Raw genomic sequence first — 19402 nt, 5'->3', positions numbered from 1 at the left:
CGGGACTCGCGGAGCGAGTCGGAAGGCGCAGACGACGAAACCCCGGCCCGCGCGAGGCGGACCGGGGTTCCGGCGAAGACGTGGAGTCGTCTACTTCGCGACGACCACGTCGTGGTTGTGGACTCCGGGGCCTTCCGGCGAGACGGCGATGTCACCGTTGCCCTGCGCGCTCAGTGCGCGGAGCGTCCAGTTGCCGGGGGCGGCGAAGAAGCGGAAGTCGCCGGTGGCCGAGGCCACGACCTCGGCCGTGAACTCGCCCGTGCCGTCGAGGAGACGCACGAATGCGCCTGCGACCGGATTGCCCGAACCGTCGAGGACCTGACCGGTCAGGACGGTCTCCTTCTCGACGTCGACGCCTGCGGGAAGGGTCTGACCCTGCTTGGGTGCACCACACATGATGAAAAGTTCCTCTCAGAAAGAATCTCGCCGGAAGGGCGGATCAGAGCTCGATCGGGGCGCCGACCAGCGAGCCGTACTCGACCCAGCTGCCGTCGTAGTTCTTGACGTTCTTCTTGCCCAGGATCTCCTGCAGGACGAACCAGGTGTGGCTCGAACGCTCGCCGATGCGGCAGTAGGCGATGGTCTCCTTCGAGTCGTCGAAGCCCTTCTCCGCGTACAGCGCGGTGAGGTCGTCGTCCGACTTGAACGTGCCGTCTTCGTTCGCGGTGGTCGACCACGGGATGTTGATCGCGCCGGGGACGTGGCCGCGCTGCTGAGCCTGCTCCTGCGGGAGGTGGGCGGGGGCCAGGATCTTGCCCGCGAACTCGTCGGGGCTGCGGACGTCCACCAGGTTCTTCGAACCGATCGAGTCGATGACCTCGTCGCGGAACGCGCGGATCGAGGTGTCGGCGGCCTGCGCCGTGTAGGTGGTGGCCTCGCGGGTGACGGTGTCGGTGCTCAGCTCACGGCCGTCGAGCTCCCACTTCTTACGGCCGCCGTCGAGCAGGCGGACGTCCTTGTGGCCGTAGATCTTGAAGTACCAGTACGCGTAGGCGGCGAACCAGTTGTTGTTGCCGCCGTACAGGACGACGGTGTCGTCGTTCGAGACGCCGCGCTCGGACAGCAGGGCGCCGAACTGCTCGGCGTTCAGGAAGTCGCGACGCAGGCCGTCCTGCAGGTCCTTCTTCCAGTCCAGGCGGATGGCGCCCGGGATGTGGTTCAGGTCGTAGATCGAGGTGTCCTCGTCGACCTCGACGAAGACGATCCCGTCGGTGTTGAGGTTCTGCTCAGCCCAATCGGCGCTGACCAAGACATCGGAGCGTGCCATGTGTGTTCCTTTCACAGGGAAACGTGTGCGGCCGACGCAAGGGTCGGGCGCATGTCAATGGTGGAGAGATGCCGGAATGTCGGGATCACCGACGCGGCGAAAGGGGAGTGCCGTGCAGACGGCTAGAGACAGCAACAATTGGCGGTTCGACACAGGTCGATCGCCAGGCGACGAGTGAGCATCGGCTCACAGCGGTGTTGCATGCGGTCGACCCTACAACACGACTTTCACCGAGCGGAGGACACGACGGGCGCGTAGTCGGCGACCACGACGGTCCCCGGTCCGGCCTCGCCGACGGCGACGAGGTCGCTTCCCCTGCTCAGAGACCTGTTCGGGGCGATTCCCCACGCGGACGGGAGGGCCGGGAGGGCCGTCGAGAAGCGTCCCAGAACGGCTGAGTAAAACTCTTTCGGAACGTCCGCGGAGTAGTGCTCCTCGGGTCCGGTGTAGAAGCCGGTGGCCTCGATGTGGACGCGTCCGTCCACCACGAAGGTGCGTGCGGTGACGCTGATCTTCACCTTCGGGAATCGGTATCCGCTGGCCGACGGCGGATACTGCCCGTCGCGTTCGGGCGACCCCGGTAGGGGGACGGTGCCGCTGAGCATGATTCCGTCGGTCCGTTCGAGGAGGCCGTCGCCGGGTCCTCCGCCGCCGACCTTGCCGTCGGGGGCGGGAGTGTTGATGTACAGGTCGGTGATGCCCATGAGTCGGCCGAGGTTGACCGAGTCGATGCGCGTCTCGGTCGTGAGATGTCGGACGCCGATCGACGTCTGCCCGTCGACGCTCCACACGTCGCCGAGATCCGGTTCGGTGAGTCGGGCGTCGACGGTGGCCGTGCAGTGGGCGCAGTCGGGGACGTCGACGCCGCGGGCGCTGACGAGAACGGCCGAGAACCGTCCCCGACCCGCCTTCGTCAGGAAGGGGAAGCCACTGATCGTCACCTCGGGTTCGTAGACGACACCGGGCGATTGCTGCAGTGCACTCGCCAGTCGGTGCTCGGCCCGTGATGCGGCGACGTCGTCGACGACAAGGGCTGTGACCAGGGCGATCACGATGACGATCGCCGCCCACGCCGACACCCGCAGCGCCCGTCTAGGCAGGTGGGTTCGGGAAGTGGAGGCCATCGGGTCTATTCTGTCATCACACCTTCACCGAGCTGCGACCAGCGTCGATCGACAGTTCACAAGAGGCCACGACGAGAACGGAGTGGTTAGTGGACCTGTTGTTGTTGACGTCAGAGGCGTCCCCGGACGCTGTACTCACCTCGCTCACCCTGCTGCCGCACGATGTGCGACTCGCGCCGTCGGACACGTCGTCGTTGGTGAACGCCGCCGAATCCGACCTTGTGCTCGTGGACGCGCGCACCGAGATCGCGAACGCCCGAAGCCTGTGTCGGCTCCTCGACTCGACCGGCGCGCGGGTCGTCGCGGTCGTCGGCGAGGGAAGCCTCGTCGCCGTGAGCCCGGACTGGGGGATCGACGACTTCCTCCTGCCGGGCACCGGGCCCGCCGAACTCGACGCCCGGCTGCGTTTGGTCGCGGCGCGCGGCGCCCCGATCGAGCCGGAGCAGTCCGACAAGGTGACGCTCGGCGAACTCGTCATCGACGAGAACACCTACACGGCCCGCCTGCGCGGCAAGCCGATCGACCTCACCTACAAGGAGTTCGAGCTCCTCAAGTTCCTCGCGCACAACGCGGGCCGCGTCTTCACGCGTGCCCAGCTGCTGCAGGAGGTCTGGGGCTACGACTTCTTCGGCGGGACCCGCACCGTCGACGTCCACGTCCGACGTCTGCGCGCGAAACTCGGGTCCGACCACGAATCGCTGATCGGCACGGTCCGCAACGTGGGATACAAGGCGGTCAAGCCGACCGGGGCGTCGCGTCCCGCCGACGAGTCCGGTTCCGGCGAGCCGGACTAGTCTCTGCTCGTCGAGCGCGCTTCCTGCTCGTCGAGCGGCCCTCCCGCTCGTCGAGCGCAGTCGAGACGTCGTCGGCGACTACGCTCGGAACGCATGACGGACATCCGGATCGTGCAGGGCATTCTCACCGACGACGACGCTGCACGTGCGCTCGAGGCCAACGCCGAGGCCGCGCGGGTCGACGGGTTCGAGCCGCTCAGCGAGCAGCACCGGCACGCGGTCCGCGGCGACGCGGTGCACGTGATGACGCCGGGCGGCTACGGCAACGTTCTCGCACCGCGCGACGGCGAGGCCCCGATGGCCGAGGCCGTGGTCCACCCGGACCGCCGCGGCGCGGGGGAGGGCCGCGCGCTGGTCGCCGCGCTCCTGGACGCCGCGGAGGACCTCGGTCGGGACCCGCAGATCTGGGCGCACGGCGATCTGCCTGCCGCGGCCCGCGTCGCCGATCACCTGGGATTCCGGCGCGAACGGGAACTGCTGCAACTGCGTCGGCGCACCGACCACGCCTTGCCCGATCTTCCCCAGCGAGACGATCTCGTCGTCCGCACATTCCGTGCGGGCGACGAGGCGGAGATCCTGCGGGTCAACAACGCGGCCTTCGACTGGCACCCGGAGCAGGGCGGCTGGACGGGGGAGCAGATCGTCGAACGGACGTCGGCGTCGTGGTTCGACCCCGACGGGGTGTTCCTGGCGTTCGACGCCGCCGATCCGGACCGCCTCCTCGGCTTCCACTGGACCAAGGTCGACAAGCCGGGTCTGGGCGAGGTGTACATCGTCGGCGTCGATCCCTCGGCGCAGGGGCGGGGTCTCGGACGCCTGCTCACCCTCGCCGGACTGCACTACTTGGAGGCCCGAGGCCTCGACGAGGTGGAGCTGTATGTGGAGGGCGACAACACCGCGGCGCTCCACACCTACGACAGGTTGGGCTTCCGGCGGCACCGCGCCGACATCACGTATCGAAGGAACTGACTCGCGGCCGGGGAGTTCGACCCGACGACACCTGATGTTCGCCGCCTGGTCCCGACTGTTCGCGATCGAGACACCATCGCGTAGCCGATTCCTAACCGAGCGTCGATAGCTTCGCTTCGTTACCCCGAAGCAAATCGAAAGGCCATCGACTCCCATGAGCGTCAACCCCAAGCTCGTTCGCAGCGCCGGTGCCGCTGCCGCCACCGTCGTGGCGGCGTCCCTCGTTCTCACCGCATGCGGCTCCGACTCGTCGTCGGGCTCCATCACAGGTGAGGGCTCCACCGCTCAGCAGAAGGCGATGACCACGTTCGCCGACGTCCTGACCTCCAACGACGGTGTCAACCTCGACTACACCGGCTCCGGTTCGGGTGCGGGCGTCAAGAAGTTCATCGCGGGCGACGTCGACTTCGCCGGCTCCGACTCGGCGCTCAAGGACGACGAGGTCGCACAGGCCAAGACCCGCTGCGGCGGCAAGGACGCATGGCACATCCCGCTGGTCGCGGGCCCCGTCGCCGTCGCGTTCAACGTCCCCGGCGTCAAGGACCTCACCCTGAACGCGTCGACCCTCGCGAAGATCTTCGACTCGAAGATCACCTCGTGGGACGACCCGGCCATCAAGGCACTCAACCCGGGTGCGGCACTGCCTGCCACCAAGATCATCCCGGTCCACCGCAGCGACAGCTCGGGCACCACCGACAACTTCACCAAGTTCCTGAACGCCAACGTCCCCGCCGACTGGCCGTACGAGCCCAGCAAGGAATGGGCGGGCAAGGGCGGTTCGGGTGCGGCCAAGTCGACCGGCGTCGGCGACACCGTGAAGAAGACCGAGGGCGCGGTCACCTACGTCGAGTGGGGCTTCGCCAAGGAGAACTCCCTCGGCGTCGCCAAGGTCGACTTCGGCAAGGGCGCGACCGAGCTGACCGCGGAGACCGCGGGCAAGGCCCTCGACCTCGCGAAGTTCAAGACGCCCGGCTCCAAGGACCTGGTCGTCGACACCAAGGCGCTCTACCAGACGCAGGAGGCGGGTGCGTACCCGCTGGTCCTGACCACGTACGAGATCGTCTGCTCCACCGGCGGCTACTCCGACTCGAAGATCTCGGAGAACCTGAAGAGCGCGTTCACCACGATCCTGGACAAGGGTCAGGACAAGCTCGCCGATGAGGGCTACGTGCCGCTGCCCACCGCCTTCCAGCAGACGCTGCGTGGGACGATCGACGCGCTGTGACGATGTCTGACACCGCCGCCGTCGACACCGTGAAGAACGGGAAGACAGCGTCCGAGGCGGGACTGGTTGCCGGAGGGCAGCCGGTCCCGCCTTCCGGGCGTGAAGGCACCGCCACGCCCTCGGGTTCGGCGGTGTCACGTAACGGGGACCGCGTCATGCGGACCCTCGCCACCGGGTCGGGCCTGCTCGTCTCCATCGTCATCGGCCTGATCGCCCTGTTCCTGCTCCTTCAGGCGATCCCGGCCCTCGCCAAGAACACCGAGAACTTCTTCACCTTCGACGGCGCCTGGGTGGTGTCGGGCGACGACCTGAAGTTCGGCATCCCGCAGCAGTTCTACGCCACCGTCATGGTGGCCGTGATCGCCCTGGCGATCGCCATGCCGATCGCGCTCGGCATATCCCTGTTCATCACCGAGTACGCGCCCAAGCGCATCGCGGGTCCGATCGCGTTCACTGTCGACCTGCTGGCCGCGGTCCCGTCGATCGTCTACGGCCTGTGGGGAATCCTCGTGCTCGGTCCGGCGATGGTCGGACCCAACCGCTGGCTCGTCGACAACCTCGGCTTCCTGCCGTTCTTCCGCGAGCCGCAGAACGCGGCCAACATGTCGACCGGTGGAACGATGCTCACCGCGGGCATCGTCCTGGCGGTCATGATCCTGCCGGTCATCACCGCCGTCACGCGGGAAGTGTTCGCGCAGACCCCGCACGGTCATCGTGAGGCCGCCCTCGCGCTCGGCGCCAGCCAGTGGGAGGTGGTCCGGTTCGCCGTCCTGCCGTTCGGGTTCTCCGGCTACATCTCGGGTGCGATGCTCGGCCTCGGCCGCGCACTCGGCGAGACGATGGCGCTGCTGCTCATCATGTCGACGGCGGGCCCCATCGACTTCAACGTGATGGAGAGCGGTCAGACGTTCGCGACGATCATCGCCAACAACGCCGCCGAGTTCGACAATCCGTTGAAGACCGGCGCGTACATCTCGGCGGGCCTCGTGCTGTTCGCCCTCACCTTCATCGTGAACGCCGCTGCGCGTGCGGTGATCGCCAGGAAGGCGTGACATGGAACTGACGACGATGTCGGCTCGCCGCAAGGTGACCGACCAGGCGGCCCGCGCCGCCGTCACCCTCTCGGTCGCGCTGGCCGTGCTTCCCCTCGGCTGGCTCGTGTACACGCTCGTCGCGCGCGGCATCGGCCCGATCCTCGACGTGGACTGGTGGACGCAGTCCGAACGGTACGGCGGCGCGGCCAACGCGATCGTCGGAACGCTCATCCAGACGGCGCTCGCCGCGGTCGTCGCGGTGCCGCTCGGTGTTCTCGTCGCGATCTACCTGGTGGAGTACAGCTCGCGCAAGAGTGCGCTCTCCCGTGTCACCACGTTCATGGTGGACGTCCTCGCGGGCGTCCCGTCGATCGTCGCCGCACTGTTCGTGTACGCGGTGTTCCGCACGACGCTCGGCGTCCCGCGTTCGGGTCTGATCGTTGCGCTCGCGCTGGTGCTGCTGATGGTCCCGCTGGTGGTCCGCGCCACCGAGGAGATGCTCAAGATCGTGCCGCAGGACCTCCGCGAGGCCGCGTACGCGTTGGGCGTCCCCAAGTGGAAGACGATCCTGCGCGTGGTGCTCCCGACCGCGATGTCGGGCATCATCACCGGCGTCATGCTGGCGGTGGCCCGCGTGATCGGTGAATCGGCTCCCGTCCTCATCCTGATGGGCGCCACCCGAATGATGAACGTCAATCCGTTCGCGGGGGACCAGCAGTCGCTGCCCCTGATGATGCTGCAGAACTACAACAAGGGCCCGAGCGGCTACGAGACGGTGTGGGGAGCTGCGCTCACCCTGGTGATCGCGGTGGCGATCGTCTACATCCTCGCTCGTGTGCTGTCCGCATTCACCGGCCCCAAGACAGGACGCTGACCCATGGCGAAGAGCCTGACCATCGAAGACCTGAACGTCTACTACGGCGACTTCCACGCCGTCCAGAACGTGTCGCTGAAGATCAAGCCGAAGTCGGTGACGGCGTTCATCGGCCCGTCCGGCTGTGGCAAGTCGACGGTCTTGCGCACGCTCAACCGCATGCACGAGGTGACGCCCGGCGCGTACACCACCGGCTCGGTGAAGCTCGACGACCTCGACCTGTACGGCAAGGGCGTCGACCCGGTCGGCGTCCGCACCACCGTCGGCATGGTGTTCCAGCGGGCCAACCCGTTCCCGACCATGTCGATCCGCGACAACGTCGTCGCGGGGCTCAAGCTCGGCGGCGTCCGAGACAAGGCGAAGCTCGACGAGGTGGCCGAGGCCAGCCTGCGCGGAGCCAACCTGTGGAACGAGGTGAAGGACCGCCTCGACAAGCCGGGCGGCGGCCTCTCCGGCGGCCAGCAGCAGCGACTGTGCATCGCGCGAGCGATCGCCGTCTCCCCGCAGGTGCTGCTCATGGACGAGCCGTGCTCGGCCCTCGACCCGATCTCCACGCTCGCCATCGAGGACCTCGTGTCGGAGCTGAAGAACGACTACACGATCGTCATCGTCACGCACAACATGCAGCAGGCGGCACGCGTGAGCGACCAGACGGCGTTCTTCAACCTGTCCGGCGCCGGAAAGCCCGGTGAGCTCGTCGAGGTCGGTGCGACGGAGAAGGTGTTCTCCAACCCCGACCGCAAAGAGACCGAGGACTACATCTCCGGCCGCTTCGGCTAGCGAGTCCGCTCACGTACTCGGGCCCGGCACAATGTGCCGGGCCCGAGTCGTTTCTTGACTGCGATCGAAAATCCTGCGTCGTTGGGGCGACTGTCCCGAACCGGTAATCCGTTGAATAAGTATTCGCGCCCCATGGTGGTTGAGCCGGGCCGGAGCGATAGCGCAGGACCGCGTCGAAACCCGGCGACATTCGCTGGAACTGCAGTCCGGCTACTGTCGAATCGTCACCGTAAAACAGGCGTGAACAGCGATTTCATTGAGCGCTGTCGCCGAGTTCGAGCCGACCTCACCAGGTTTCGACACGGCCCTGCGCTATCGCTCCGGCCCGGCTCAACCAGCATGCTGATGTTGTGCTTTATACAACGGATTTAGTGGGTCGGCACACTACGACGCTTCGAGCAGCTGTTCGGGAGTCTTGCCGGTGGCCTGGAAGACGACGCGGCGGGCGATGAGGACGGCGTGATCGGCGTAGCGCTCGTAGTAGCGGCCGAGAAGGGTCACGTCGACGGCTGCGGAGACGCCGTGCTCCCATTCGCGGTCCATCATGACAGTGAAGAGGTGACGGTGGAGGTCGTCCATCGCATCGTCGTCGTCCATCAGGGACAGGGCGTCGTGGTAGTCCTGCGATTCGAGGACGCGGTGCGCGTTGTGGGCGAGTTCGACGGCGAGTCGGCCCATCTCCTCGAAGTAGCCCGCCACCTCTTCGGGGAGGACCTTCGCGGGGTGACGACGACGCGCGACCTTCGCCACGTGCAGGGCGAGCGCGCCCATGCGATCGATCTCCGACACCAGCTGGAATCCCGACACGATGGACCGCAGATCGCCGGCGACGGGCGCCTGCAGCGCCATCAGTTTGAAGGCGAGGTCTTCGGCTTCGACCGACTGCTCGGCGATCGCGTCGTGGTCGGAGATCACTCGCTCGGCGAGTTCGAGGTCGGCTTCGAGGAGGGAGCGGGTGGACATCTCCATGGCTCGGCCGACTTCTTCGACCATCTGGCCCAGGACCGTGTTCAGGGCAGACATCTGCTCCTGGTAGGCGTCACGCATACAGCGAATTCTACTGTTCGTGCCGGTCGTGGGCCTGCCGAGCCGGGTGAAGTCGGCGTGAACAGTGCCTAGCTGCAGGTGGTGTCCCCGCCGTTGGTCACGGCGAGGTCGTTCGGCAGGTTGCTGCTGTTGACGTTCTCCGGCAGCTGCTCGACCGTCAGCGTCGTCCCCGCGGCGGGCACCGATCCCATGCTGGAGACGCCGCCGAAGTCGGATCCGACGATCACCTGGACGCCCGACTTCACGGACTTGTCGAGCTGGATCTTGGCTCCGGGGAACAGTTTCGCGATCGTCGCCGCCGAGTTCTTCTCACCGGCGCCGTAGCGGACGACGGTGTCGGACCGCTGTTCGGAGGCGTCGCCGATGCCCGACACCTCGATGCCCTGGCGGATCATCTCGTCCATCACGTTCGACGCCATGCCCGACTGGCCGGTGCCGTTGAGGACGCGTGCGGTGATGTTGCCCGCATGCTGAGCGGTCATCTCGTTGCTCGCCGGAGCCTTCGACGTCGGCGCGGGCGCGTCGCCGGAGTGCTTGACCTTCTTCTCGCCCGGGAGCGGTTGGTCGTTGATGATGGCGTCGAAGATCGCGTCGATGTCGTCGATGCGCGGGATCTCGTTGTTCATGCCGTCGGTGGTCGTGCCCGACGTGGGGATCGTCAGGAACGTGACGGCGCCGGCGTCCATGCCCTGCATCGAGTCGGCGAGATCGATCAGCGAGTTCGTGTCCACGCCGTCGACGTAGCTGTACTTGATGAAGGTCTTGACGATGCCGTTGAGCTTGCTCGGATTGGCGAGCACGTCGCCGGACAGGACCGACCGCAGCAGCGACGACATGAACAGCTGCTGGCGTTTGATGCGGCCGTAGTCGCCGTTGCCCTCGAGGGCGATGTGGCGGGCGCGGACGTAGTTCAACGCCTGCTTCGGGGTGAGCTTCTTGCGTCCCGGAGTCTTGACGATGTAGCCGATCTCGTCGTCGAAGAGCGGAACCTTGGAGCAGACTTCCACGCCGCCGACGGCGCGGACGACGTGTTCGAAGCCCGCGAAGTCCATCGCGATGAAGTGGTTGATGTTCAGGCCGCTCATCTGCGTCAACGTCTTGACGATGCACGACGGTCCGCCGTCGGCGAAGACGCCGTTCAGTTTGACGCCGCTCGCCGCCTCGAGGGTGCCGCTGTACTCCTTGGTGTCGGAGTTCCAGTTCTGGCATTCGGGGCGGTCGACGGCGAGGTCGCGCGGCCACGACACGGCGACCACACGACTGCGGTCGGCGGGGATGTTGACGAGCAGGATCGTGTCGGCGCGGGCGCCTTCGACGGTGTCGGCCTCACCGGCGCCGACCTTCGCGTTCTGACCGCTGCGCGTGTCCGTGCCGACGATCAGGTACGTCTCGTCGCCGTACTGGGCGTCCTTGTTGCGGACGTCCTTGTTGTTCGGGTCGATCGCGTTGATGACGTTCCACTCGCCGTTCCAGGCCCGCTGCAGGTTCCAGACGTAGCCGGTGCCGACGAGCGAGAGGATGCAGGCGAGGGCGACGAGAGTGCGACCGGTGCCGGTCGCGACCTTGCGGGCGCGGGCCTTCTTGGTCAGCGGAGCCTTGCGGGGTCGGACGCGTTCGATGACCTCGGTGAGGTCGGGCGTCGGTTCGAGGGGACGTCGCCGCGGCGTCGACGAGGTGGAGACCACGTCGGTGACGGACTCGGTGACCTCCGGTTCGGGTGCGATGGTCTCCGGGCGGGCGCGTTCGGGCCGGACGGGTTCGCTTCGCTGCGCGCGGGACTCGTCGGCCAGGCGGGCCTCGGTGGCCTTCTCGGACAGGTCGACATGGTCGAATTCGAGGCCGGCGATCGGCGGGATCGCCTGGGTGGCCTCCGGTTTCGGAGCCGAGGGAGGCTGCGGTGAGGGAGGCTGCGGATTCGGAGCCGAGGACGGCCGCGGTCGCGGGGCGGGCGCAGGTGTGGCCCGCTGCGAACGGCGCGGTGCGGGCGGGGTCTGGGGGACGGCGCGGCGTCGACCGGAGGCCGGTGGCTCGGTCGGCGGCTCGGGAAGGTTCTTGGCGGCCTCGTCGGCGCCCATCTGGTCCATGAGCTGGCGGACGGTGAGTCGACCACGGGGGCGGACGTACTGTTCGCGCCCGGTCGGTTCGCGCAGGCCGGACACGCGCGGCGTGTGACCGGTGTCGCCGAAGCGGTCGCGGAAGTCGTAGGAGTCGGACGATCGACCGGCACGGCGGGACCGCCGAGGCGACGACGGCTGGTCGTCTGGCGTATCGGCGCCGGGGCGATCTGAACTCACAGGAACCTCACTGGTCAGGGGCTTCGGACATGATAGTGGCCGGACCTGAAAGTTCGATGATCGTCCAGCTCAGAATTGCTCGTCAGCCTCCCGAGTGCATGATCTCGGCGCCTTCGGGGACGATGTCTTCTTCCGGATCGTCGAGCCATCCCTCGGGGAGTGCCACCGATGCCGGCGAGCCCTGACGTCCTCGCGGACCGTGCGCGTCGTCCGGGAAAGGCGCGTCACCCGGCAGGGTGTCGATGAGTCGTTGCAGGTCGTCGAGGGATTTCACGAGCGACAGCTGCGAACGCAAGTCCGAGCCCGCCGGGAATCCTCGCAGATACCAGGCGATGTGCTTGCGCATCTCGCGCATGCCCTTGTCCTCGCCGTGGTGTGCCGCGAGCAGCGATCCGTGCCGGAACATGATCTGTCCCACTTCTCCGAGATTCGGCGGCGTGGGGGCCTCGACGCCGCGGAGCCGGGCCGACAGTTCGGCGAACAGCCACGGCCGTCCGAGGCAGCCACGGCCGATGACGACTCCGTCGCAGCCGGTCTTCGCCATCATGGCGACGGCGTCGTCGGCCTCGAAGATGTCTCCGTTGCCGAGCACGGGCACCGTCGTCACGTGGTCCTTGAGCCGCGCGATCTCGTCCCATGCGGCGGTTCCCGAGTAGCGCTGCGACGCGGTGCGCGCGTGCAGAGCGACGGCTTTGGCGCCCTCTTCCGCGGCGATGCGGCCGGCGTCGAGGTGGGTGTGGTGCTCGTCGTCGATGCCGATGCGGAACTTGACGGTCACCGGGATGTCGGTGCCCTCCGTCGCGCGGACGGCCGCGGCGACGATGTTGCGGAACAGTCGACGCTTGTAGGGGATCGCCGACCCGCCGCCGCGCTTGGTGACCTTGGGCACGGGGCAGCCGAAGTTCATGTCGATGTGGTCGGCGAGGTTCTCGTCGACGATCATCTTCGCTGCCTTGTAGGTGTACTCCGGGTCGACCGTGTACAGCTGCATGGACCGCGGTGTCTCGGTCGGGTCGAACGTCGTCATGTGCATCGTCACGGGGTGACGTTCCACGAGCGCGCGGGCGGTCACCATCTCACAGACGTACAGCCCGGAGACGGTGCCGGTGCGCTGCGCCTCGAGTTCGCGGCACAGGACGCGGAACGCGACATTGGTGACGCCCGCCATCGGCGCGAGGACGACGGGGCTGGCGAGTTCGATGGGGCCGATACGCAACGGATCCCGACCGGTCAGGAAGTCCGGTCGGGATTCGATGGTCGAAGCTGCGGTGCTCAGGATGCCTGCTGCTCCCGCTTGCGGGCCTCACGGGCCAGGGCGCGGTCGCGCATCTCCTCGAAGCGGGTCGCGTCCTTGTCGAGCTGATCGAGGAACGCGGCGAGCGTCTCGCGGGTCTTCTCGCCCTCGGGGCCGAAGTCGGTGCGCTCGAAGACGTTCCACTTGCGCAGGACCGGCTGGATCACCTCTTCGAGGTGCTGGCGGAGGTCGTAGATGCCGTGCTTCGCCATGAGGACGCCGTGACGTCGGAAGTTCGGCATGCCCGCACCCGGCATCTGGAAGTTGGTGACGATGTCGGTCACGGCGCGCAGCGTCTGATCGGGCGAGATGTCCATGCCTGCCCCGCAGATGTTGCGGTAGAAGATCATGTGCAGGTTCTCGTCGGCCGCTATGCGCTGAAGCATCTTGTCGGCGATCGGATCGTTGCAGGCCTTGCCGGTGTTGCGGTGGCTGACGCGGGTCGCGAGCTCCTGGAACGTCACGTACGCGACCGAGTGCAGCAGGCCGACCTCTTCGCCGTTGGCCTGCATCTCCTCGGCACGGTCGGCGGCGGCGAGCATCGGGTCGTAGCCGTTGGTCATGTGGATCATGCGAGCCTGCTCGAGCTCGTTGGGGTCGACGCCGCGCGTGACGACGAGGTAGTCGCGCATCGCGATGCCGTGCCGGTTCTCCTCGGCGGTCCAGCGTCCCACCCAGTGGCCCCACGCGGAGTCCATCGAGAAGTTGTCGGCGATCACCCGGTGGTACGACGGCAGGTTGTCCTCGGTCAGGAGGTTCGTGATCATCGCGGCCTTGGCGACGTCGTCGAGCTTGGAGTCCTCGGGCTCGTAGTCCTTGCCGCCGAGCTCCGCGAAGTTGCGGCCCTCGTCCCACGGGACGTAGTCGTGCGGGTTCCAGTCGCGCGCCGTCTTGAGATGTCGGTTGACGTTGTTCTCGGCGATCGGCTCCAACTCCTGGAGCAACTCGAGCTGAGTCAGTTCGCGTGCCATCGGTATTCCTCCGGTCGGGTTCGGGGCATCGGTCGGGCGGCAGTGCCGCCGCGGGAGCGTCGACGTGCGCGTATCCCTTCAGGCTACGTCACTCGCGTAACAGTCCCAAGTCGATCTGTCACGGGATTCATCGTTCGACGACGAGGTTATGTTACGCATGAGTAGGTTGTGGTTACGGTTGCGTAGGTTCGGGAGTCGGGTCGTTCGTCAGTGAGCGCAACGGCTCGGGGGTCCAGGCGGGAAAGGCTGTCGGCGGAGTCGGCAGTCCGCCCATGACGGTCGCCGCGATGCGCATCGTCCGGCCGGAGTTGTCGTAGATGTAGGCTGCGTCGGCACGTCGAATCGCCTCGGCGACGAGCGGCCACAGGCGGCGATACCGCTCACGGATCTTTTGCTCGGGAACGGAGTGGCCGCCGTCGGCTACCCGCGTCGCTACGCGCATGACAGTCAGGTCCTCGGGGATCATCACCGCGTGGATGATCACGCGGTATCCGTTGGCCTGGGCTCGGGTGATCAGCTCCAGCTTGGACGGGTGGGAGAACACGGTCTCGGCGATAAGTGATCGTCCCTCGTCGATGAGGTCGTTTCGCTGCTCGTCGGCGATCGCCGCAGCTTCGTACGATTTGCCCTGTGGATCGTCGGGCCACCGTTCCTTGGCGATGACGTCGGCGTTCACGAACGGCGAGCCGGGGAGGCGGGGCTGTAACTGGGTGGCGATCAACGTCGACTTGCCGGCGCCGTTGCATCCGACGACAAGGTCGAGGCGTGGGCTCACGGTGCGCCGACTGGTGTCGTGGACCCATCCGGAGACTGTTGTACGAGGTCGCCGTTTTCATCCATGTAGACCGCTGCGGTGCCTCGCGAGGCGTGGGCTGCGGCCAGATCTGTCTGGGTGATCGACGTCGCGATGTCGGCCGCGAGTTCAGCGTCGAAGGCGATGCTTTCTTCGGTGTTGAGCGCTTCGACGGCCAGCTTTCCGGCGAGTGCGGCTTCTACTCGGCTGCGTGACGCGGACGTGTATTGCGTCAGGGCACGCCCGATCGACGCCCAATGTTCGAGTTGCTGGCGGGCCGAGCGGTTCTCGATCTCGCCGACGGCCTGCGCCGCCTCGAACAGTTCCGCAGAGAAGCGTGTCGCGCGATCGGCGTCCTTCTTCGAGGCGCGGCGCGGGCTCGTTGCAGTCATGGTGGCCTCCGTTGCAGGTTGCAACGTCCACGCTACGCCGTGGTCGCAGGGCTGTCACCAGCGCATTCACGATCTGTGGACAACTCGTCGGCGGCGACGAGTTGTCCACAGGGCGGTGCGTCCTGAGTCGGATCAGGCTCGCGTGAGGAGTGTCAGCGCTTGTAGGTGCAGGAGACGACCGCGACGAAGGTGCTCGAACCGAGGGTGCTGTGGCCGTCGTTCAGATGGCTCCGTCCGGAGCCCTCGAAACGGTAGACGACTTTGGTGTTGTCGTCGGACGTCGAGACGACTCGGAATGTGGCGGTCCCGTCGCCTCGCCCGGCAGTGACCTCCTTCACGGTGCTTGTCGGCGGCAGAGTGATGATGTCGACCTTGTCGTTCTTCACCACGAAGTGTGCGCTGTCCGATCCTGTTTTGACCTTGATGCGGATCGAGTCGGGGTAGCGGTCGCAGTCGGCGGTGCTGGTGGCGAAGGCGGGAACGGCTTCGCCGTCGATCACCAAGACCTGTTGAGTGCTGTCTGCCGGCGGTGCCGCGACGGTCGGGCCCGTGCGCTTCGGTGCTGCCGAGCTGGTGGTCGGCGACGAAGGGATGGCCCCGGGATCCGACGGCGTGGTGTCCAGGGTCGCGCGAAGTTGGGCGACGGAGTCTTTGGTCGTCCACCCGTCGACGTTCGTGCACGCGGCGATCAGCGCATCGAATGGGACCTTCGCTTGATTGATCAAGGTCGCGGTCTTCGCGTCGTCCTTCGCCTTCACGGAGGCGTCGATCTGCTGGGCGAGGTCGTCGAGCGTCGTTGCCTGCTTCTTCAGATCGCCCTGCAATCCCGTGTCGGCGAGCAGGGCGATCTGCTCGGTGTGGGTCGTGACTGTGGGTGTGGTCGCCGTCGACTTGTAGATGTAGGGAAGCGATGCGGACGACACGCTGCTGGCGGCCCCTGCCGCGATCGTGCACGCCTGGCCGTCGGTCATGCTGGGCGTCGATCCGCTGTCGGAACCACACGCGGCGGTGGACACGACTGCCGCCCCGGCTATTGCGATGGCGAGTGCTCTTCCCGTGTTCGAGCCTGACTTCATGTGTCCCCCTCAAATAGTGCAATCCGACTAGTTCGAATGAAACTAGCATTGCCGAGGTTCGCCGTGTTCGCTCACCTCGCCGACGGGACGCTCATTTCGTCGACGTTCGCTCACCTCCGGAAGTGAGCGAACGTCGACGAAATGAGCATCTGTCGTTGGGGTGAGCGAAAGGGCCTAACGGGCGCGCGGCGCGAACATCTTGCCGAAGCTCTCCATCCACTGGCGGGCGGGGTCGTCGAGAGTGCCCAGTTCGGCGGCGCGTTCGCACCAGCGGTACGTCATCTGGCCGAACTTCATCGGGTTGTAGACGTCCTCCTCGCGGCTCCACAAGCCGTCGCCCGCGTAGGTCAGGATCGTCATATTGGTCGCGGTGAATACGGAGCCGTCGCCGGGGTCGCGCATCGGGTTGTCGATCTCGCAGATCACTCGGCTCGTCGACGGGTCGGTGACGTGCCACAACGACGGGTACTCGGCCATATGGCTGCCGGGGAACGCGAACATCGTCTTCTTGACCCACGCGCGGATCGCCTCGCGGCCGTGCATCGTGCCGTAGGCGTGCTCGACGTACTCGGCGTCGACGGTGAACTGATCGGCCCAACGGTCCCAGTCGTCGCTGACCGCGACCTCGGCGGTCGTCTTCTGGAACTGGGCGAACGCGGCGTCGAGCTCGTCGGAGCTGAAACGGGGAGTCATACCGGCCGATCGTAGGGTGCCGCGCGCGAAGAATGAAGGGGTTCAGGCGATTTCGTCACGGACCGCCACGTGTCATTCGGTCGGCGTCGTTCGGATCGGGTGAACGGACGTACGTGCCGGTAGCATGCGCCTCATGTTCGAAGTCGGGGAAGAGATCGCGGGGTACCGGGTCGAATCGGTGCTCGGGGCGGGCGGCATGGGTGAGGTGTACCGGGTGCGGCACCCGCGCCTGCCGCGCAGCGATGCGCTGAAGGTGCTGCGGTCCGCGCACGCGGACAGCCCCGTGGTGCGGGCGCGATTCGAGCGGGAAGCCGACCTCGTCGCGCCCCTCACGCACCCGAACCTGGTACGCGTCTACGACCGCGGCGCCCTGAACGACCTGCTGTGGATCGCGATGGAACTGGTCCCCGGCACCGACGCCGCGCGGGTCATCAAACAGTCGCCCGGCGGGCTCGACGCGCGGCTCGTCGCCAACATCGTCGACGGCACCGCCGCGGCGTTGGACGTCGCACACCGGAACGGCATCCTGCACCGCGACGTGAAGCCCGCGAACATCCTGATCACACCCGGCCCCGACCCGATCGTCCCCGAGGCGATCAAGGTGACGGACTTCGGCATCGCCCAGGCCATCGGCGACGCGGAAGGCAACCTCACCGGAACCGGCACCACCGTCGGGACCATGCGGTACTGCTCCCCCGAGCAGATCAACGGTCGCGCGATGGACGGCCGATCGGACCTGTACTCCCTCGCGGCGACCGCGTTCGAACTGCTCACCGGCAGTTCGCCGTACGACTCCCAGAGCCTGCAGGGCATGATGACTGCCCATCTGTTCGCGGAGCCGCCGCGTGCATCACAGCGGAACCGGTCCCTGCCGCCCGCCGTCGACGCGGTCCTCGCGTTCGGTCTCGCGAAGGACCCGAACCAGCGTCCGCCGTCGTGCGTCGCATTCGCTCAGGCGCTGCGCGCAGCACTGTTCGAGGGCCGGGCACCGGTCGTCCCGCCGTCGTTCGCGAACACGCCCGGCGCGCCCGTCCGACCCGTCGACGCCAAGGCGTACGCACCGAACTTCGCACAGACCGGAGCCGTCGCCACCCTGCAGCCGGCCGCACCCCGCACGCCGTGGTTCGCCAGGACGGCCGTCCTGGCGACCGCGGCAGTGCTTGTCGCGGCGGCGCTCGGCATCGGCGGCGGATTCCTGTGGTCGTCCGGAGACGCGCTCGCCACGCCGTCCGGGTTCACCGCGAAGTCGACCGATCAGGGTGTCGAACTGTCGTGGAACGGCGTGTCCGGGGCCGACAGCTACATGATCAGACAAGACGACACGGTGATCCGCAGCGTCGCCGACACGTCGTACACGATCGGTTCGCCGTTCGCGGGCACGCACACGTACTCGGTCGCCGCTCGCAGCACCACCAAGCAGGGCTCCGACTTCGCCTCGTCCGGCCCGATCACCGTGACGCTCACCTGGGCGGGTCTCCGCGATGTCGCGAACCTGTATCCGGGACTCGTGCCGTCGTCGCCGATCACCACCAACGGGTTCGAGGGCCTACGCTGCCGCGGGGCCGGGCCGCACATATCGGACCGGTATCCGAACCGGGCGATCATCTGCCAGAAGAAGGACGGCGACACCGTGCTGTACTCGGTGTTCATCGCCGGATTCACCGATGCGACGAACGCCCGCTACGCGGCCGGACGGGAGCTCCCGTTCACGGCCAAGACCGAGTTCGTGAGGTCGGCGCAGGGGGCCAAGGGATCGATCACCACCGGGAGCCAGAACGGCGCCGCCCGCTCGGTGTGGGCGTACACGGGCGACGACGACGATCCGCGTGCGAAGACGTTCGTCGAAGTGGAGTTCCCGAACCCGAAGGACACCGCGAAAGCTCGCGAGCTCTTGGGAAGGCTTCCGTTCTGATGACTGCTCAATTCCAGGGGGCGCCGCGCAGCCGGCGTCGTGTGTACCTGTTCATCGCGATCGCTGCGGTGCTCGTACTTGTCGCGTGCCTGTTGATCGTGCGTTTCGCGGTCGGCGGCGGCGGGGCCGTCGCCGCGCCGACCGGTTTGAGCGCCTCCAGTGACGGGGCGACCGCGAAGGTCGCCTGGACGGGCGTCTCCGGCGCCGACTCGTACCAGCTGGTGAGGGACGACAACACCGTCGTCTACGCGGGACCGGACACGGCGTTCATCGACACGACGGCGGGCGAAGGCAAGCACACCTACACGGTGACGGCGGAGTCGGACGGTGTGGTCTCGGCGCCCAGTGCCCCGAGCGATGCGACCGTCGGCCAGAGCTGGGGCGAGTACACGCCACTCGTCGCGATGCTGCCCAAGGTGCTGCCGCAGACCCCCGACCAGTCCGGCTGGAACGACATTCAGTGCTCATGGCAGTTGTACGCCTTCGACGCGGAGGTCGGAACCGACACCGGCAGCGGCAAGGTGTGGGGACGTGCGCGCATGGCGTGTTCGAGTTCGTCCGTGCTCCTGTCCGTCGCCTGGCTCGATTCGAAGGAGGCCACCGACGCGGTGTTCAGCGCGGCCTCGGCGAAACCGGGAGCCGCCGCGATCAAATGGCGCTACGGGACCGGATACGTCGACGAGGCCAACCATGTCGCGTTCCTTCGACCCGACACCGTCGACGACCTCTGGATCGCCATCGGCACCGACACCGCGAAGAAGGACGATCTCCTCGCTCTCGCCAACACGCTGCCGATGGAGTGACCGACGGACGACTCGGGGGCTGAGCCGCGCCGCGCTGTGGTCAGTACTGTGCGTAGAGGC

At 67.1% G+C, this 19402-nt stretch carries 20 protein-coding genes; 8 read left to right on the top strand and 12 right to left on the bottom strand.

The annotated features are described in order from the left end of the window. Positions 1–90: 90 nt before the first annotated feature. The 4 genes from GYB83_RS08020 to GYB83_RS08010 all read right to left on the bottom strand — a co-directional run bounded on the left by GYB83_RS08020 (position 91) and on the right by GYB83_RS08010 (position 2391). Positions 91–396, bottom strand: a complete 306-nt coding sequence (locus GYB83_RS08020) for a DUF1416 domain-containing protein (protein WP_008378688.1) — start codon at positions 394–396, stop codon at positions 91–93. A 43-nt stretch (positions 397–439) separates the two neighbouring features. Then, a complete protein-coding gene (locus GYB83_RS08015; protein ID WP_161894990.1) occupies positions 440–1267 on the bottom strand; it encodes a sulfurtransferase in 828 nt (275 codons plus the stop codon). A 122-nt stretch (positions 1268–1389) separates the two neighbouring features. Next, on the bottom strand, positions 1390–1470 hold the full coding sequence (locus tag GYB83_RS24080; protein ID WP_371865047.1) for a putative leader peptide: 81 nt from the start codon (positions 1468–1470) through the stop codon (positions 1390–1392). 24 nt (positions 1471–1494) lie between these two features. Next, on the bottom strand, positions 1495–2391 hold the full coding sequence (locus tag GYB83_RS08010; protein WP_161894989.1) for an LmeA family phospholipid-binding protein: 897 nt from the start codon (positions 2389–2391) through the stop codon (positions 1495–1497). 89 nt (positions 2392–2480) lie between these two features. Between GYB83_RS08010 and GYB83_RS08005 the strand changes: the two genes are divergently transcribed. The 6 genes from GYB83_RS08005 to pstB all read left to right on the top strand — a co-directional run bounded on the left by GYB83_RS08005 (position 2481) and on the right by pstB (position 8067). Beyond that, positions 2481–3185: a winged helix-turn-helix transcriptional regulator gene (locus GYB83_RS08005; RefSeq protein ID WP_161894988.1), complete on the top strand. Its 705-nt coding sequence runs from the start codon at positions 2481–2483 to the stop codon at positions 3183–3185. A gap of 93 nt (positions 3186–3278) precedes the next feature. After that, positions 3279–4154: a mycothiol synthase gene (gene mshD, locus GYB83_RS08000; protein WP_161894987.1), complete on the top strand. Its 876-nt coding sequence runs from the start codon at positions 3279–3281 to the stop codon at positions 4152–4154. A 154-nt stretch (positions 4155–4308) separates the two neighbouring features. Further along, positions 4309–5379, top strand: a complete 1071-nt coding sequence (gene pstS / locus GYB83_RS07995) for a phosphate ABC transporter substrate-binding protein PstS (RefSeq protein WP_161894986.1) — start codon at positions 4309–4311, stop codon at positions 5377–5379. A 2-nt stretch (positions 5380–5381) separates the two neighbouring features. Further along, entirely contained in the window at positions 5382–6431 is a 1050-nt protein-coding gene (gene pstC / locus GYB83_RS07990; protein ID WP_186349740.1) for a phosphate ABC transporter permease subunit PstC, read from the top strand. 1 nt (position 6432) lies between these two features. Further along, positions 6433–7287: a phosphate ABC transporter permease PstA gene (gene pstA / locus GYB83_RS07985; protein ID WP_161894985.1), complete on the top strand. Its 855-nt coding sequence runs from the start codon at positions 6433–6435 to the stop codon at positions 7285–7287. A gap of 3 nt (positions 7288–7290) precedes the next feature. After that, a complete protein-coding gene (gene pstB, locus GYB83_RS07980; RefSeq protein ID WP_008378701.1) occupies positions 7291–8067 on the top strand; it encodes a phosphate ABC transporter ATP-binding protein PstB in 777 nt (258 codons plus the stop codon). A 384-nt stretch (positions 8068–8451) separates the two neighbouring features. Here pstB and phoU read toward each other — a convergent pair whose 3' ends face one another. From phoU to GYB83_RS07940, 8 genes are all read right to left on the bottom strand, one after another. Further along, positions 8452–9114 carry a phosphate signaling complex protein PhoU gene (phoU, locus tag GYB83_RS07975; RefSeq protein ID WP_161894984.1) on the bottom strand — a complete coding sequence of 221 codons (663 nt, stop codon included), beginning with the start codon at positions 9112–9114 and terminating at the stop codon, positions 8452–8454. Between the two features lie 68 nt (positions 9115–9182). Further along, a complete protein-coding gene (locus GYB83_RS07970) occupies positions 9183–11408 on the bottom strand; it encodes an LCP family protein (RefSeq protein ID WP_161894983.1) in 2226 nt (741 codons plus the stop codon). Between the two features lie 82 nt (positions 11409–11490). Beyond that, positions 11491–12624, bottom strand: a complete 1134-nt coding sequence (gene dusB / locus GYB83_RS07965) for a tRNA dihydrouridine synthase DusB (RefSeq protein ID WP_161894982.1) — start codon at positions 12622–12624, stop codon at positions 11491–11493. Between the two features lie 56 nt (positions 12625–12680). Then, positions 12681–13673 carry an acyl-ACP desaturase gene (locus tag GYB83_RS07960; RefSeq protein WP_161894981.1) on the bottom strand — a complete coding sequence of 331 codons (993 nt, stop codon included), beginning with the start codon at positions 13671–13673 and terminating at the stop codon, positions 12681–12683. Between the two features lie 172 nt (positions 13674–13845). Then, a complete protein-coding gene (locus tag GYB83_RS07955; RefSeq protein ID WP_161894980.1) occupies positions 13846–14448 on the bottom strand; it encodes an ATPase in 603 nt (200 codons plus the stop codon). Further along, complete coding sequence (locus GYB83_RS07950) at positions 14445–14858, bottom strand: TA system antitoxin ParD family protein (protein WP_161894979.1); 414 nt, start codon at positions 14856–14858, stop codon at positions 14445–14447. Before GYB83_RS07950 ends, GYB83_RS07955 begins: the two co-directional genes overlap by 4 nt. A gap of 152 nt (positions 14859–15010) precedes the next feature. Next, positions 15011–15829, bottom strand: coding sequence for a hypothetical protein (locus tag GYB83_RS07945; protein ID WP_161894978.1), 819 nt, complete (start codon positions 15827–15829; stop codon positions 15011–15013). Positions 15830–16108: 279 nt separating this feature from the next. After that, a complete protein-coding gene (locus GYB83_RS07940; protein WP_161894977.1) occupies positions 16109–16627 on the bottom strand; it encodes a nuclear transport factor 2 family protein in 519 nt (172 codons plus the stop codon). A gap of 133 nt (positions 16628–16760) precedes the next feature. On the opposite strand from GYB83_RS07940, the gene GYB83_RS07935 reads away from it, so the two are divergent. Beyond that, the gene (locus GYB83_RS07935; RefSeq protein ID WP_161894976.1) at positions 16761–18539 is read left to right on the top strand and encodes a serine/threonine-protein kinase; all 1779 of its coding nucleotides are present in this window, start codon (positions 16761–16763) and stop codon (positions 18537–18539) included. Then, entirely contained in the window at positions 18539–19342 is an 804-nt protein-coding gene (locus GYB83_RS07930; protein WP_161894975.1) for a hypothetical protein, read from the top strand. Before GYB83_RS07935 ends, GYB83_RS07930 begins: the two co-directional genes overlap by 1 nt. Positions 19343–19402: the final 60 nt, after the last annotated feature.

The sequence above is a fragment of the Gordonia spumicola genome (assembly GCF_009932475.1).
Taxonomy (GTDB): Bacteria; Actinomycetota; Actinomycetes; order Mycobacteriales; family Mycobacteriaceae; genus Gordonia; species Gordonia spumicola.
Note: the sequence above shows the minus strand (reverse complement) of the source record. Positions and strands in the feature narration are given on the sequence as shown.